Source organism: Iodidimonas sp. MBR-22, from assembly GCF_029946565.1.
Taxonomy (GTDB): domain Bacteria; phylum Pseudomonadota; class Alphaproteobacteria; order Sphingomonadales; family Rhodothalassiaceae; genus Iodidimonas; species Iodidimonas nitroreducens.
On the sequence record NZ_JARKVQ010000002.1, the window covers coordinates 49,955 to 65,067 of the forward strand.

The 15,113-nt window shown below is 56.0% G+C and carries 10 protein-coding genes; all 10 read left to right on the plus strand.

The features are described from left to right. Nucleotides 1-48 precede the first annotated feature (48 nt). The 10 genes from QK300_RS02070 (at nucleotide 49) to QK300_RS02115 (ending at nucleotide 15,031) form a co-directional block, all read left to right on the plus strand. Nucleotides 49-7,395, plus strand: a complete 7,347-nt coding sequence (locus tag QK300_RS02070; protein WP_281300212.1) for an Ig-like domain-containing protein — start codon at nucleotides 49-51, stop codon at nucleotides 7,393-7,395. A gap of 206 nt (nucleotides 7,396-7,601) precedes the next feature. Then, nucleotides 7,602-8,075, plus strand: coding sequence for a Na+/H+ antiporter subunit E (locus tag QK300_RS02075; RefSeq protein WP_281300211.1), 474 nt, complete (start codon nucleotides 7,602-7,604; stop codon nucleotides 8,073-8,075). A 4-nt stretch (nucleotides 8,076-8,079) separates the two neighbouring features. Further along, nucleotides 8,080-8,403 (plus strand): monovalent cation/H+ antiporter complex subunit F, encoded by a 324-nt coding sequence (locus QK300_RS02080; RefSeq protein WP_281300210.1) that lies wholly within the window; start codon nucleotides 8,080-8,082, stop codon nucleotides 8,401-8,403. Then, nucleotides 8,403-8,768, plus strand: coding sequence for a monovalent cation/H(+) antiporter subunit G (mnhG, locus tag QK300_RS02085; protein WP_281300209.1), 366 nt, complete (start codon nucleotides 8,403-8,405; stop codon nucleotides 8,766-8,768). The genes QK300_RS02080 and mnhG overlap by 1 nt, the downstream gene beginning before the upstream one ends. Further along, complete coding sequence (locus tag QK300_RS02090) at nucleotides 8,765-9,739, plus strand: DUF4040 domain-containing protein (RefSeq protein ID WP_281300208.1); 975 nt, start codon at nucleotides 8,765-8,767, stop codon at nucleotides 9,737-9,739. The genes mnhG and QK300_RS02090 overlap by 4 nt, the downstream gene beginning before the upstream one ends. Further along, the gene (locus QK300_RS02095; RefSeq protein ID WP_348651812.1) at nucleotides 9,739-10,110 is read left to right on the plus strand and encodes a cation:proton antiporter subunit C; all 372 of its coding nucleotides are present in this window, start codon (nucleotides 9,739-9,741) and stop codon (nucleotides 10,108-10,110) included. The genes QK300_RS02090 and QK300_RS02095 overlap by 1 nt, the downstream gene beginning before the upstream one ends. Next, nucleotides 10,110-11,597 carry a monovalent cation/H+ antiporter subunit D family protein gene (locus tag QK300_RS02100; RefSeq protein ID WP_281300206.1) on the plus strand — a complete coding sequence of 496 codons (1,488 nt, stop codon included), beginning with the start codon at nucleotides 10,110-10,112 and terminating at the stop codon, nucleotides 11,595-11,597. The genes QK300_RS02095 and QK300_RS02100 overlap by 1 nt, the downstream gene beginning before the upstream one ends. Continuing rightward, nucleotides 11,594-13,060, plus strand: a complete 1,467-nt coding sequence (locus QK300_RS02105) for a proton-conducting transporter membrane subunit (protein ID WP_281300205.1) — start codon at nucleotides 11,594-11,596, stop codon at nucleotides 13,058-13,060. The genes QK300_RS02100 and QK300_RS02105 overlap by 4 nt, the downstream gene beginning before the upstream one ends. Continuing rightward, the gene (locus QK300_RS02110) at nucleotides 13,057-13,347 is read left to right on the plus strand and encodes a hypothetical protein (RefSeq protein WP_281300204.1); all 291 of its coding nucleotides are present in this window, start codon (nucleotides 13,057-13,059) and stop codon (nucleotides 13,345-13,347) included. Before QK300_RS02105 ends, QK300_RS02110 begins: the two co-directional genes overlap by 4 nt. Beyond that, nucleotides 13,337-15,031, plus strand: a complete 1,695-nt coding sequence (locus QK300_RS02115; RefSeq protein ID WP_281300203.1) for a Na(+)/H(+) antiporter subunit D — start codon at nucleotides 13,337-13,339, stop codon at nucleotides 15,029-15,031. Before QK300_RS02110 ends, QK300_RS02115 begins: the two co-directional genes overlap by 11 nt. The last annotated feature ends 82 nt before the right edge of the window (nucleotides 15,032-15,113 follow it).

Genomic DNA, 15,113 nt, shown 5'->3' on the forward strand with positions numbered 1-15,113 from the left:
TGATGCCGCCCTGATGCTTTTGTGCCTTTGATTTAGAGCGAGAATGACATGGCTGATAAAACATTTTCAGAAGATAATCTGCGCAATGCAGCCACCGATCCGGCCCTTTTCAGGGAAACCGAATCGCCTGCCGATGCGGAGAGAGGCTTTTTGCCCCCCGATGAGTCCGGGCTTTTTGAAAATGCGGAATTGACCAATCAGAATGTGCATATCGGCGCACCGGATCGCGGGGAAGGTTTCCTTGTGACCCCTGATGAAGGGGCGCTTTCGGATAGCCCGCTTCTGGATCGGCAATTGCTTCTTGATCGCGATACGCCTTTAATCTTTGATCGCGAGACCCCATTCCGCTTGAGCGATGGCAGCGATCCTTTGTTCATCCCCAATGCACAGAATTCGGGCAATTCCACGCAACCCGCCAATCAGGGGCAGGCGGGGATCAACCAGATTGCGCCTGAGGGCACGGTGACCGCTCCTCCCACAGGGGATGGTGCAGCTGTGGGGCCACAGGCTTTGGTTGGCGTCGATGGCCTTGCGGTCGCCACGGCTGCGGTCAATTCCGATCCTTTGGCGCAGGCCGGAACGTTGGATGCAGTGGAAGATGGCGGCGTGGTCATCGGGCAATTGGTGGCCACCGATGTGGATGGCGATATCCTCACCTATGGCCTGATCGAAGGGCCTGCTGAAGGCACTGTGGTGGTGAATGCCGATGGCAGCTTCAGCTTTGATCCCGGTGAAGGCTTTCAGGATCTGGGCGTGGGCGAAACCCGCGATGTGCAATTCACCTACCAGGTGGATGATGGCAATGGCGGCTTTGCCACTTCGGTGGTGACTATCACGGTGGCGGGCACCAATGATGCGCCGGTGGCCAGCCTTGCCAGTAATAGCGCCATTGAAGATGGTGCGGCCGTCACCGGCCAATTGGTGGCCAGTGATGTGGATGTGAATGATCAACTGACCTTCAGCCTCATCAATGGGCCTGCTGAGGGTGTGGCGATTGTCAATCCTGATGGCAGCTATAGCTTTGATCCGGGCAATGGCTTCCAGGATTTGGGGGTGGGTGAAACCCGGGATGTGCAATTCACCTATCAGGTGGATGATGGCAATGGCGGGGTGGATACGGCGGTTGTGACCATTACCGTCACCGGAACCAATGATGCGCCGGTGGCCAGCCCCGGTGTTTTGACGGCGACCGAAGATGGTGCGGCGGTCAGCGGTCAATTGGTGGCGAGCGATATTGATGCCAATGATCAACTGACCTTCAGCCTGCTTGATGGGCCAGCCGAAGGCGCGGTGGTGGTGAACGCCGATGGCAGCTTCAGCTATGATCCCGGTGCGGGTTTTCAGGATTTGGGCGTGGGCGAAACCCGTGATGTGCAGTTCACCTATCAGGTGGATGATGGCAAGGGCGGGGTGGATAGCGCCACGGTCACCATCACGGTGGCGGGCACCAATGATGCGCCGGTGGCCAGCCTTGCCAGCAACAGCGCCATTGAAGATGGCGCGGCGGTTACGGGCCAATTGGTGGCAAGCGATGTGGATGTGAATGATCAACTGACCTTCAGCCTCATCAATGGGCCTGCTGAGGGTGTGGCGATTGTCAATCCTGATGGCAGCTATAGCTTTGATCCGGGCAATGGCTTCCAGGATTTGGGGGTGGGTGAAACCCGGGATGTGCAATTCACCTATCAGGTGGATGATGGCAATGGCGGGGTGGATACGGCCACGGTCACGATTACCGTAACCGGCACCAATGATGCGCCGGTGGCCAGCCCCGGTGTTTTGACGGCGACCGAAGATGGTGCAGCGGTCAGCGGCCAATTGGTGGCGAGCGATATTGATGCCAATGATCAACTGACCTTCAGCCTGCTTGACGGGCCTGCTGAGGGTGTGGCGATTGTCAATCCTGATGGCAGCTACAGCTTTGATCCCGGCACCGGCTTTCAGGATTTAGGTGTGGGTGAAACCCGGGATGTGCAGTTCACCTATCAGGTGGATGATGGCAATGGCGGGGTGGATACGGCGACCGTTACGATCACCGTCACTGGCACCAATGATGCGCCGGTGGCCAGCCCCGCCAGCAACAGTGCCATTGAAGATGGCGCGGCGGTCAGCGGCCAATTGGTGGCAAGCGATGTGGATACCAATGATCAACTGACCTTCAGCCTTATCAATGGCCCTGCCGAAGGGGTGGCGATTGTTAATGCCGATGGCAGCTACAGCTTTGATCCGGGCAATGGCTTTCAGGATTTGGCCGAGGGCGAAACCCGCACGGTGCAATTCACCTATCAGGTGGATGATGGCAATGGCGGGGTGGATACGGCTAGCGTCACCATTACCGTCACCGGCACCTCTGATGGGCCAGTGGCAATTCCCGGTGTTTATATGGCTGAGGAAGATGGCCCGCCAATCACTGGGCAGCTTGATGCCGCCAGTTTTGAAAGCGATACGCTGAGTTTCAGCCTGATCGAAGGGCCGTCGGAGGGCTCGGTGATCGTCAATGCGGATGGCAGCTTCAGCTTTGATCCCGGTGCCGATTTTCAGGATTTAGGGGTGGGCGATAGCCGCACTGTCAGCTTCACCTATCAGGTGGATGATGGCAAGGGTGGGGTGGATACCCAATCGGTGGATATTGTCGTCACCGGCACCAATGATGCGCCCCTTATTTTTCTGGGTGAGGCTGAAGGCGGTGGTGGTCTTTCCTTGAATGAAAATGGCCGCACGGGCGATGTGGCGCTGTTTTCTGATGTGGATTTGGCGGGTGATGCGCTGATGGTGCAATTATCTTTTTCCTCGACCGAGCCACCGCAGCCGGGCGCGACCAATGGCACCGTGCTTGCCTCTTATAATGTGGCGGGCAGCGATAATGAATTTCTGATCTTTGCCCGCTCTGATGGCAAGCTCGGGGTCTATGTCAATGGTCAGGAAACGGTTCTCGATATCGATATGGGCCGTTTATTTGATGGGGCTGTTCATCATCTTTCGGTGAGCTTTGACAGCAATAGCCGGGAAATCGCGATTTTTGTGGATGGCGATCTGGCAGGCATCGGCCTTGCCCGCAATGGCACGCCGATCACCTCGGGCGGCACGCTGACCGTGGGCCAGGAACAGGATAGCGTGGGTGGGGGCTTTGATCCTGCGCAGGAATTTTCCGGCACCATTCACAACATTCAGATCTTTGATGGGGTGCGCAGCGCCGGGGATATTGCAACCGATGCCGCAGGCGGGGTTGCCACCGGCGATCCGGCTTTGGCGATGGGCTTTGATTTCACGGGCACCGATCCGCTTGTGGATGCCTCGCCCGCCGGGCAGGGGATCACCCTTGGCGGGGGTGCGATTTTGGGTAATGGGGCCTTTGTTGCCAATTTCGATGCCAGCGATATCGATAGCGATAACCTCGTTTTCTCGATCATCGCGGGCAATGATGATGGGGCTTTTGTCATCGATCCGATCACCGGGGTGATTACCGCCAGCGATGGCAATGCCGCCGATGAAGGCACGCGCAGCCTTGTGGTGCGGGTGGAAGATGGTGATGGTGGCTTTGCCGATCAAACGCTTCTTCTTTCGCCATCTGATGCGAATATGGCGCCGGTGGCGGTGGATGGTCGCGTGGAAGCGCAGGAAGATGGTCCGGCGGTCGATGGTCTTCTCAGCGCTACGGATGGCGATGGCGATGTGCTTAGCTTCAGCCTTATCGAAGGGCCATCGGAAGGCTCGGTGATCGTCAATGCGGATGGCAGCTTCAGCTTTGATCCCGGTGCTGATTTCCAGGATTTAGGGGTAGGCCAATCCCGCGATGTCAGCTTCAGCTATCAGGTGGATGATGGCAGGGGTGGGGTTGATAGCGCGATCATGACCGTGCGGGTGACCGGCACCAATGATGCGCCGGTAATTCGCCTTCAGGGTGAAGAGGCGGATGGTCTTTCCCTTAACAATGATGGCCGCACGGGGGATGTGGCGCTGTTTTCCAATGTGGATCTGGCGGGCGAAGCGCTGACGGTGCAATTGTCTTTTTCTTCCACCGAGCCGCCGCAGCCGGGGGCAACCAATGGCACTGTGCTCGCCTCTTATAATGTGGCGGGCAGCGATAATGAATTTCTGATTTTCGCGCGCTCTGATGGCAAGCTCGGGGTTTTTGTCAATGGTCAGGAAACGGTTCTCGATATCGATATGGGCCGTTTATTTGATGGGGCTGTTCATCATCTTTCGGTGAGCTTTGACAGCAATAGCCGGGAAATCGCGGTTTTTGTGGATGGCGATCTGGCAGGCATCGGCCTTGCCCGCAATGGCACGCCGATCACCTCGGGCGGCACGCTGACCGTGGGCCAGGAACAGGATAGCGTGGGTGGGGGCTTTGATCCTGCGCAGGAATTTTCCGGCACCATTCACAACATTCAGATCTTTGATGGGGTGCGCAGCGCCGGGGATATTGCAACCGATGCCGCAGGCGGGGTTGCCACTGGCGATCCGGCTTTGGCGATGGGCTTTGATTTCACGGGCACCAGCCCGCTTGTGGATGCCTCGCCCGCCGGGCAGGGGATCACCCTTGGGGGCGGGGCGGTGATCGAATCCGCATCCGATCCGGCTTTTGTCGCCAATTTTGGAGCCAGCGATATTGATGGCGATGATCTCGTTTTCTCGATTATTTCAGGCAATGAGGATGGGGCCTTCCTGATCGATGCCGCCACCGGGGTGGTGACCTTCGCGCCTGGCGTGGAGCCTGATCTTTCGGGCGGGGCGATCCGCAATCTGGTGGTTGAGGTGAGCGACCCTCATGGGGGTACGGATCAGGCTTCCTTGCAGGTGACATTGGCCGATCCCAATCATCCGCCGATCCTGAGCCTTAATCAATCGGGGATCGAGCATGTGAGCCTTGATGGAACCGGCCTTGTGATCGATCCCAATGATGGGTCGATGGGGCGTCTGGGCGATTTTGTGACCGTGACCTCTAGCGGGGCGGATGGCCATCCCGCCGATCTGGCGGTCACCAATGGAAATGGCATCGGGGTGAGCGGCGGGCGGATCGGCACGCAGATCGATTTCATGCCCGAAAGCGGAACATCTGAAGCCCTGACCCTGAATTTTGATGGCCCGGTGGTGAATGTGTCGCTGGTCAGCGAACGGCAGATTCAAAATGAGTTTCCGGGTGGCGAGCAGGGCCGGTGGACGGCTTTTGATGCCGATGGCAATATCGTGGCCACGGGATTGCTCAATCTGGATGAAGGCACCCGTTTATCGGGTTCATCTGTGCGCTATGATATCGATACCGGCGGTGTGCCGGTTTTCTCGATTAAGATCGAAGCCATTGATGTCACCGGAAAACCAACCGGCGATAATTCCGATTTTACCTTGAAATCAGTCAGTTTCGATAAAATTCCGCCTGCCATAGCGGGTGCGGATGGCTATGAGGCGGAGTTGTCGGAAAAAGCCGCCAATGGAACATTGGTGGCGGATTTCGATGCCACTGATCTTGATGGCGACGATCTCGTCTTCTCGATTATCTCGGGCAATGAGGATGGGGCCTTCAGCATTGATCCTGTGACCGGCATCGTCACCGTTGCCAATGGCGATGCCCTTGATTTCAATGCAAAGGCCGAACATCGTCTGGTGATCGAGGTCTCGGATGGCAAGGGCGGCACCGATCACGGTGATCTTGTGGTGCGCCTGCAAGATGTTAATGACGTGCCGATAGCCATTCCGGGGCGGGTTGCTGCCGTTGAGGATGGGCCCGTCGTCAATGGCCAGCTTTTTGCCATTGATGGTGATGGCGATGTCTTGAGCTTCAGCCTTCTCGAAGGGCCGGATGAAGGCTCGGTGGTGGTGAATGCCGATGGCAGCTTCAGCTTTGATCCCGGCGATGATTTTCAGGATCTGGGCTTGGGGGAAAGCCGCACCGTCAGCTTCACCTATCAGGTGGATGATGGCCGGGGCGGGGTGAGCGAAGAGCGTATCAGCGTCGTGGTGGCCGGCACCAATGATGCGCCGATCCTGACGGTCGCTTCGAAAATCGAGAGCACAACCAGCCTTGATGCCAGCACTTTGGTGATCGATCCGGCGGATGGGTCCAGCGGTCGGCTGGGTGATTTTGCCACGATCACGGCACAGGGGGCCGATGGTAATCCGGCCAATCTGGCGGTGAACGCCTCCAATGGGATTGGGGTGAGCGGCGGGCGGATCGGCAGTCAGATCGATTTCATGCCCGAAAGCGGAACATCGGAATCGCTGGTCATCAATTTTGATGAGCCGGTAACCAATGTGGAACTGATCACTGAACGCCAGATCGAAGGTGAATTTCCGGGTGGCGAGCAGGGCCGATGGACGGCTTTTGATGCCGATGGCAATATCGTGGCCACCGGGGTGATGAGCCCTGATACCGGCACAAAGCTGTCGGGGTCCTCCTTTGCTTTCAGCTTGGGTGCGGGCGGGGCGGCGATTGCCGCGATCAGGATCGAAGCCATTGATGTTACCGGAAAACCAACAGGCGATAATTCTGATTTCACGCTGAAATCGATCCGTTTTGATCCTGCGCCTGTGGAATTGCCTGATGAAGGGGCTGTGGCCGTTGATCTGTCGGGCGGGATCAGCGATGGCATGATGGTGTTTGATTTCGATGCCCTTGACCCGGATGGAGATAGTTTGACCTTTGCCATCAGCGGCGGCAATGAAGATGGGGCTTTCACTATCGATGCCGCGACAGGTGAATTGCGTATTGCCGATGAAAGCCGCCTGGGGGCGGAAGGCGAAAGCGAGCGTCTTGTTACCATCGAGGTCACAGATGGTGCAGGCGGTCGCGATAGTGCCAATTTGCGGATTAATCTGCCCCAGAGCGGGGTCGACTCTGAAGCGGTTGACGGATCATCTGAAGCCCGCTCATTGATCATGGGAAGCAATGGGAATGATCGTCTTGTCGGCACGAGTGGCGATGATGAAATCCGTGGGCTAGGTGGTAATGATCGCATCGAAGGCGGTGCTGGCGATGATCTTCTTATCGGTGGCGCGGGCAATGACCGCCTTGAAGGGGGCGATGGGAATGACCGTCTTGAAGGCGGTGCTGGCAATGATCGTCTCTATGGGGGGGATGGCGATGATATTCTTGCTGGTGGTGCAGGAAATGATCATCTTGACGGTGGTAAAGGCGCGGATATTTTTCTGATCGAGGCCAATAGCGGCAATGACCGCATCGAAGGCGGCGATGGGGCTTGGACGGATGTGATCGACATATCCGCCGCCGTTGGAAATGGTCAGGATTGGACCATTGCCATCGAAAATGGTGCCAGTTTCGAGGGAAGTAATCTCAGCGGCAATCTGCTTGATCTGGGCGAAAATGTATCGGGTACGATCAGCTTTGAGGATGGTTCAAAAATCGATTTCACCGATATTGAACATGTGGTGTGGTGAGGGAGTATCGCAAATTCTGATCAGCAGAATGGGTTCTTTTTGGTTGAAAATTTGCCCTGAAATTATCCGAAAAGACCCCACATGCAGGCAATTTTTCGACTGATCGTTTACAAGTGCCACGTTTCTTTGTAGTCACATGCCAGCATGTTGCTTGGCATCGGGCTGCGCATTAGAATGATCATTCAGAAAAATGGCGATTGAGGGGCATGATCAGACATCTTGTTTTATTTTTGGCGCTGTGTGGCACCTGGCTTTTATGGTCGGGGCTCTATGAGCCGCTCCTTTTATCCTTAGGGCTTGTTTCATGCCTTTTTGTGGTATGGCTTTCCCACCATCTTGGGATCATCACCAAAGATACGGTGCCGGTGCAGCTGGGTCTGTCTATTCTTGGTTATTGGGTGTGGCTGCTCAAGGAAATCGCCTTGTCCAATCTTACGGTCATCCGCGCCATTCTCTCGCTAAAGCTTGATATCAGCCCCGGCTTTTTAAAATTCGAGGCTGAAAATCCCCATGATCTGGGGCAGGTGATTTTGGGCAATTCCATCACTCTCACGCCCGGTACGGTCACCTGCGATATGCTGCAGGGCGTTTTGCTGGTTCACAGCCTTGATGATCGCGATGCTTTGTCGGGGATCGTCGCCATGTCGCGTCGCACCATGAATTTCAGCGGAGAAAACTGAGCCTATGTTCATCGGGGCAAGTCTGGCTTTGCTGGTCACTATGTGTTTGGCCATCGCCCGCGCGGTGGTGGGGCCTTCGGTTTATGATCGGATTTTGGCCGCCAATATGTTTGGCACCAAAACGGTTTTGTTTCTCGCGGTGGTTTCCTTCCTGTCGGGGCGTCCGGATTTTCTCGATCTGGCCTTGGCTTATGCCCTGATCAATTTCGTGAGCATTGTGGCCGTTTTGCAATTTGTTGAGCACCGTGCCCGCAATAGGGCATTGGAAGCGCAAAATCCCGTGGTTGATGAGGCCGACAAGGGTGCCGCGGATGGGAAGGCCCTGTGATGGATCAATTCATTGAAATTTTAAGCTGGATTTGTCTGATTGGCGGATCTTTGATTGTTTTGATCGGCGGTATCGGGATGCTGCGGTTTCCTGATTTCTTCACCCGGATGCATGCGGCCAGCCTTGCCGATACCGGTGGCGCGCTTCTGGTTGTTTTGGGTCTTCTTTTGCAATCTGGCTTGACGTTGGCCAGCTTCAAGCTGTTGGCGATCCTGCTTTTCTTGTTGTTCACCAGCCCCACAGCGGGCTATGCGCTGGCCCATGCGGCGATCAAATCCCGTGTGCATGGCAAGGACGTGCCAAAGCCTTTGGGCCTTGGTTCGCCAAAAAACAAGGGGCCAGACATGAAGGAGAACAGGCCATGATGATCGTTTTCAGCCTGTTTTTGCTGACTATGATGGTGATCGTGGCGCTGGCCGTGGTGGAAACGCCCAATCTGTTTGCGGCTGCCATGCTGACCGGGATTTTCAGCTTTTTGATGGCTGCCAATTTCTTTGTTCTGGATGCCGCCGATGTGGCGCTGACCGAGGCTGCCGTGGGGGCCGGGGTGGCGACGGTGTTTTTTCTGGGGGCCATTGCGCTGAGCGCTGAACATGAACACAGCCCCACGCGCAAGCGGGGTATAGGGCTTGTGGTGATGGCATCGCTGGCCATGCTAATCCTGTTTTCCAGCCTGCAATTTCCGCAATTGGGCGATCCCTCGGCGCCGGTGCATCAATATCTGGCCCCATGGTATCTTGAGAAAACGCCCGAACTCATTCATGTGCCCAATGTGGTGACGGCTATTTTGGCCAGTTTCCGGGGCTATGATACGTTGGGCGAGGTCTTTGTGGTGCTGACCGCGGCCATCGGGGTTTTATCCCTGCTGGGCTTTCCCCGCGCAAAATTGGATCAAGAGGCGATCAATGATGGTCTATATCATCAGCAGATCCCCCGGGTGGTCGGCAAAATCCTCATCCCATTCATCATTTTATTTGGCCTTTATGTCCATTTTCATGGAGATTTCAGCCCCGGCGGGGGATTTCAGGCCGGCACCATCATTGCCACGGCGCTGATTTTATATGCACTGCTTTATTCTGGGGATGTGGCCCGCCGCCTGTTGCCACCAAAGCTGATTTTTGGCCTCGCCTGCTTGGGGGCCTTCATCTATGCGGGGGTTGGGGGTGTCACGCTTTTGCTGGGGGGCAATCTTCTGGATTATTCCGTTTTGTCATCCGATCCGGTGGCAGGCCAGCATTTGGGGATCATCCTGATCGAATTTGGCGTGGGGCTTGCGGTTGCCAGTGTGATGCTGACCATTTTTCATGCATTCGCCGGACATGAGCACAGATCATGATGGATCTTTTAGGGCTGTATAATTATTGGGTTTTTGCGTTCCTGCTGCTGATCGGTCTTTATGCTGTGATCACCAAACCCAATTATACCAAGAAGCTGATCGGCCTGAATATCTTTCAGGCGGCCATTTTCCTGCTTTATATCTCGATGGATAAGGTCGAGGGGGGCACCGCTCCGATCATTGCCCATGGTGCGCAGGCCGCCCATGATCCGCAGATTTATTCCAATCCGCTGCCGCAGGTTTTGATCCTCACCGCCATCGTCGTGGGCATTTCAACAACGTCCTTGGGTCTTGCCCTTGTGGTGCGGATCAGGGAAGCCTATGGCACGATTGAAGAAGATAAGGTTTCAGATATGGATCGGACGCACTGATGCTGGCGGCGCAATTCCCGGTTTTTCCGGTGATCATCCCTTTGCTGTCGGCCCCTCTTGCCGCTTTGATGCCCAATCGTTTGTTGGCCTGGCTTCTGGCTTTGGCTGTCAGCCTCGTGGTTTTTATTACGGCCATTTTTTTGGCGATCAGCGTTTATGATGGCACGATCATTTCCTATGCCGTGGGGGGATGGGTGGCCCCTTATGGGATCGAGCTACGGGTCGATGCCTTTTCGGCGGTGATGCTTCTGGTGGTTTCCGGGGCCTCAACGCTGGCGTTGCTGACCGCAAAACCCAGCATTGATCAGGACATCGCCGCAGATCGCCAGCCTTTATTTTATGCCGCCTGGCTTTTAGCATTGGCAGCCTATTGCGGGATCGCGGTGGCGGGCGATGCCTTCAATATCTTTGTTTTCATGGAAATCTCATCCCTTGCGAGCTATGTGCTGATTGCCAATGGCCCCCATCGCGGGGCTTTGCCCGCCACCTTCAAATATCTGGTGATGGGCACAGTCGGCGCGTCTTTTTATCTGATCGGTGTTGGTCTGCTTTATATGATGACCGGCACGCTCAATCTTGCCGATCTGTCTCAACGCCTGATGAATGCCCCGCATCTGCATCCGGTGATGTTGGCGGCGGCCTTCGTCACCATTGGCCTCGCTTTGAAAGCGGCGATTTTCCCGCTCCATGTGTGGATGCCCAATGCCTATGCCAAGGCCCCTTCGGCGGTGGCGGTGTTTCTGGCGGCCAGCGCCACCAAGGTCATGCTCTATGTGCTGTTTCGCTTCGATTTTCTGGTTTTTGGCGGAGCTTTGGCCCTTCATGATCTGCATTTCGCCAGCTTCCTGATGCCCTTGGCGCTTTTGGCCATGATCATCGGTTCGGCGGTGGCCATGCGCGAGCAGAATATCAAGCGGATGATGGGCTATTCATCGGTGGCCCAGCTTGGCTATATCCTTTTGGGGGCCACTTTGCTCAGCACTGCCGGATTAACGGCGGCGGTTGTGCATATGTTCAACCATGCGATGATCAAGGGCGGCTTGTTTTTGGCCATTGCAGCGCTTGTGGTGCGGATCGGGGGGGCTGACCTCAAGGCCTTTGAAGGGGCCGGGCGGCGGATGCCCTGGACCATGGCGGGCTTCGTCTTTTTAGGGATGAGCCTTGTGGGCGTGCCTTTAACAGCGGGTTTCATCTCGAAATGGGTTCTGGTCGGGGCCGCTTTGGAGCAGGGTGCTTTAGGCGTGGCGCTGATCGTGGCTATCCTCATCAGTTCGCTCATGGCGGTGGTTTATATCTGGCGGGTGGTTGAAGTGGCCTATTTCCGGGCCCCTGCGGATGATCTGCCGCCGCCTCGGGAAGCGCCTTTGGTGATGCTCATTCCTTTATGGGGCATGGTGGGGCTCAATATCTATTTCGGGCTTGATCCGCAGATACCCATGGAACTGGCCGGACATGCCGCCCAGATTTTGATGGAACATGCCAAATGACTGATCGCTTCATCCTAAGCGCCATCCTTCTCATTCCGGCAGTGGCGGCGATCCTCATTGCCTTTTTCGCGCGCTTTCCCAATCTGCGCGATGGGCTCGGCCTGATCGCGGCCTTTGCCCTCACCATCATGGTGTGGAGCCTGCTGCCCGGGGTGATGGCGGGGGATCGGCCGCAGCTTATCCTGTTTGATATTCTGCCCCATGTGCCGCTGGCGTTCAGGATCGAGCCTTTGGGCATGGTGTTTGCCGCCCTTGCATCCCTTTTATGGATCATCAGTACGATCTATTCGATTGGCTATATGCGCGGGAACAAGGAAGCGCATCAGGGCCGGTTTTTTGCCCTGTTCGCGGTGGCGCTTTTTGCCGCCATGGGTGTGGCCATGGCCAGCAATTTGCTGACCTTGTTCATTTTTTATGAAGTGCTCACCTTATCAACCTATCCCCTTGTTACGCATAAGGGCGATGCCAATTCCATGCGCTCGGGCCGGGTTTATTTCGGAGTTCTGATCGGTGCTTCGATCGGATTATTCCTGCCCGCCATCATCTGGACCTATAGCCTCACCGGAACGCTGGATTTTCAATCGGGCGGCATTTTAGACGGCCATATCGCCGGTCCGGCGCTGGGGCTGATGCTGGGGCTTTATGTGTTTGGGGTGGCCAAAGCGGCGGTGATGCCGTTCCATAAATGGCTGCCTGCGGCGATGGTGGCGCCCACGCCGGTGTCTGCCCTGCTCCATGCGGTGGCGGTGGTGAAGGCAGGTGTTTTTACCATCACCAAGGTGATCATCCTGATTTTTGGCTATGATTTTCTGTTCAATAGCGGGATGGGCAGTTGGCTGGTGCCGGTGGCAGCCTTTACCATCATTGCGGCGAGCCTTGTGGCTTTGCAGCAAACCAATCTGAAGCGGATGCTGGCCTATTCCACGATCAGCCAGCTTTCCTATATCGTGATGGCCACGGCCATATTGGCCCCCTTATCGCAGATTGCGGCGATTTTGCACATCGTGGCCCATGCTTTTGGCAAGATCACCTTGTTTTTTGCGGCAGGCAGCATCTACACCGCATCGAAAAAAACCGAAATCACCCAGTTGAATGGGATCGGGCTGCGGATGCCCATCACCATGGGGGCCTTTGCCATTGGGGCCTTGTCGATGATCGGGGTGCCGCCCACGGCGGGGTTCGTTTCGAAATGGTATCTGCTGAGCGGGGCCTTCGCGGTTGAAAATTATATCGCGATCGGCACCGTGATCTTATCCACGGCGCTTAATGCGGGTTATTTTCTGCCGATCATCTTTCGCGCGTTCTTCCGGGCCGAAGATGTGTCCCCGGCCCTTGATCATAAAGAGGCGAATGCGCCGATTCAGATTGCGCTTTTAGCAACATCTCTGCTGGTGATCGTGTTCTTTGTGTTCAATGGGCCGGTGATCGATCTGGTGATGCCGATAGTGGAGTTGAGACCATGAGCGAACAATCCGCCCATCAACCTGATCCTGAATTGGCTGCGCAGGATGAACAGCCGCACTGGCTGGTGCGCCCCTCAACCATCCGGCTTTTATGGGTGATTTTTGTGGCGATCCTGGCCGGCACTGTTGTGGCACAGTTGTTCGTCAAGCCCCATGCCACTTTTGGGATTGATGGCTGGCTGGGCTTTGCCGCCGTGTTTGGCTTTTTATCCTGCGCGGTGATGGTGGTGGTTGCCAAGCTTGCCGGTTTTGTTTTGAAGCGGGGAGAAGATCATTATGAGCATTGACATGATCCCCCCCGGCCTGATCATGATGCTGGCGGCCATTCTGATTGCCTTCAGCCGTGGGCACATGCGGACTCTGATCGTTCTGGCGGCGCCGCTGCTCACCCTTTATGCGGTGCTGCAGGTGCCTGATGGGGTTTCGCTTTCCGTCCATTATATGAACTATCCGGTGGAATTGATTGAAGGCAGCCCGGTGCGCCGGCTGTTTGCCACGGTCTTTTCGATCATGGCCTTTGCCGGGGGGCTTTATGCCTTCAAAACCGCCCGAAATGCCGAGCTCGCAGCGGCTTTTGCCTATGCGGGCGGGGCCATTGGAGTGGCTTTTTCCGGCGATCTGCTGACCCTGTTCATTTTCTGGGAAATGATGGCGATTTTCTCAACACTCGTCATCCTGATGGGGGGAACCGAAAAATCCCGGGCGGCGGGTTTTCGCTATGGCGTCATCCATTTTCTGGGGGGTGTGATCCTGATGGTGGGGATCATCGGCCATTATCTTGGTACAGGATCCCTTGAGATCATGGCGATGAAAGCTACGGATTTTTCGAGCTGGATGATTCTGATCGGCTTGCTGATCAATGCGGCGGCTCCGCCCTTATCGTCGTGGCTGGCGGATGCCTATCCTGAAAGCAGCGCCACCGGCATGGTTTTTCTCTCCGCCTATACCACCAAAACGGCGGTGCTGACGCTGATCCTGCTCTTTCCGGGCGAGAAGATTCTGGTTTTCGTAGGCCTTTATATGGTGTTTTACGGCATCATGTATGCGCTTTTGGAAAATGATGCGCGGCGGATTTTATCTTATTCCATCGTTAATCAGGTGGGCTTCATGGTCACCGGTATTGGCATCGGAACAGAAATGGCCATCAATGGCGCGGCCGCCCATGCTTTTGCCCATATCATTTATAAGGCGCTTTTGTTGATGAGCGCGGGTGTGGTGCTGCACCGCACCGGCAAAAGCCTGTGTACCGATCTGGGGGGCCTGTTTCGGACCATGCCGATTACGGCACTGTGCGGGATCATCGGGGCTTTGGCGATTTCGGGCTTCCCCATGACATCGGGCTACACCACCAAAACCATGATATCCGAAGCCGCCGCGCTGGAGCATTTGCCGGTGGTGTGGTTCTTGTTGGCGGCGGCTTCGGCGGGGGTGTTTCTCCATGCCGGGATCAAATTCCCGTGGTTTGTATTCTTCCAGAAAGACAGCGGCATGCGGCCCAAGGATGCGCCCTGGAATATGGCGCTGGCGATGGGGCTGTTGTCGGCCTTTTGCATCGGCCTTGGCATCTGGCCCGAGCCGCTTTATGCGATGCTGCCTTATGAAACGAGCTTCCATGCCTATAAAGCGTCAAAGCTGGTGTTTTATTTGCAGCTATTGCTGTTTTCGGGGCTGGCTTTCTTCCTGTTCCTGCCCCTGATGCGGCGCACCCGTACCATCTGCCTTGATACGGATTGGTTTTATCGCCGGGCTGGCAAGGCTTTGGCCCTCAGCCTCTCGCGGGGGCTGGCGGCTTTGCTGGCGAGCGTGATGGCCATATTGTCATCCCTTTGGGGATCGATGGGATCGGGTTTTGATGGCCTTGTGGGGCAGCAAAAGCGCTTGGCCGCAAGCTGGAGCATCGGCATATCGGCCCTGTGGGTGCTGGCTTTCGTGGTGGCTTATGCGGTGATCTATTATCTGCGGGCGATGTGATCCCTATCGACGGTAGCCGATCCGTCCCCGCTCTTTTGATCGGCCAAATGTTTAAGCCGGAGTATAGATCCTGATATTTGGG

Bases quoted from the DNA above. Each gene is read 5' to 3' on its own strand.
- QK300_RS02100 (WP_281300206.1), top strand. From the start codon at position 10,110: ATGCTGGCGGCGCAATTCCCGGTTTTTCCGGTGATCATCCCTTTGCTG.
- QK300_RS02105 (WP_281300205.1), top strand. From the start codon at position 11,594: ATGACTGATCGCTTCATCCTAAGCGCCATCCTTCTCATTCCGGCAGTG.
- QK300_RS02095 (WP_348651812.1), top strand. From the start codon at position 9,739: ATGGATCTTTTAGGGCTGTATAATTATTGGGTTTTTGCGTTCCTGCTG.
- QK300_RS02115 (WP_281300203.1), top strand. From the start codon at position 13,337: ATGAGCATTGACATGATCCCCCCCGGCCTGATCATGATGCTGGCGGCC.
- QK300_RS02080 (WP_281300210.1), top strand. From the start codon at position 8,080: ATGTTCATCGGGGCAAGTCTGGCTTTGCTGGTCACTATGTGTTTGGCC.
- QK300_RS02090 (WP_281300208.1), top strand. From the start codon at position 8,765: ATGATGATCGTTTTCAGCCTGTTTTTGCTGACTATGATGGTGATCGTG.
- QK300_RS02110 (WP_281300204.1), top strand. From the start codon at position 13,057: ATGAGCGAACAATCCGCCCATCAACCTGATCCTGAATTGGCTGCGCAG.
- QK300_RS02070 (WP_281300212.1), top strand. From the start codon at position 49: ATGGCTGATAAAACATTTTCAGAAGATAATCTGCGCAATGCAGCCACC.
- QK300_RS02075 (WP_281300211.1), top strand. From the start codon at position 7,602: ATGATCAGACATCTTGTTTTATTTTTGGCGCTGTGTGGCACCTGGCTT.
- mnhG (WP_281300209.1), top strand. From the start codon at position 8,403: ATGGATCAATTCATTGAAATTTTAAGCTGGATTTGTCTGATTGGCGGA.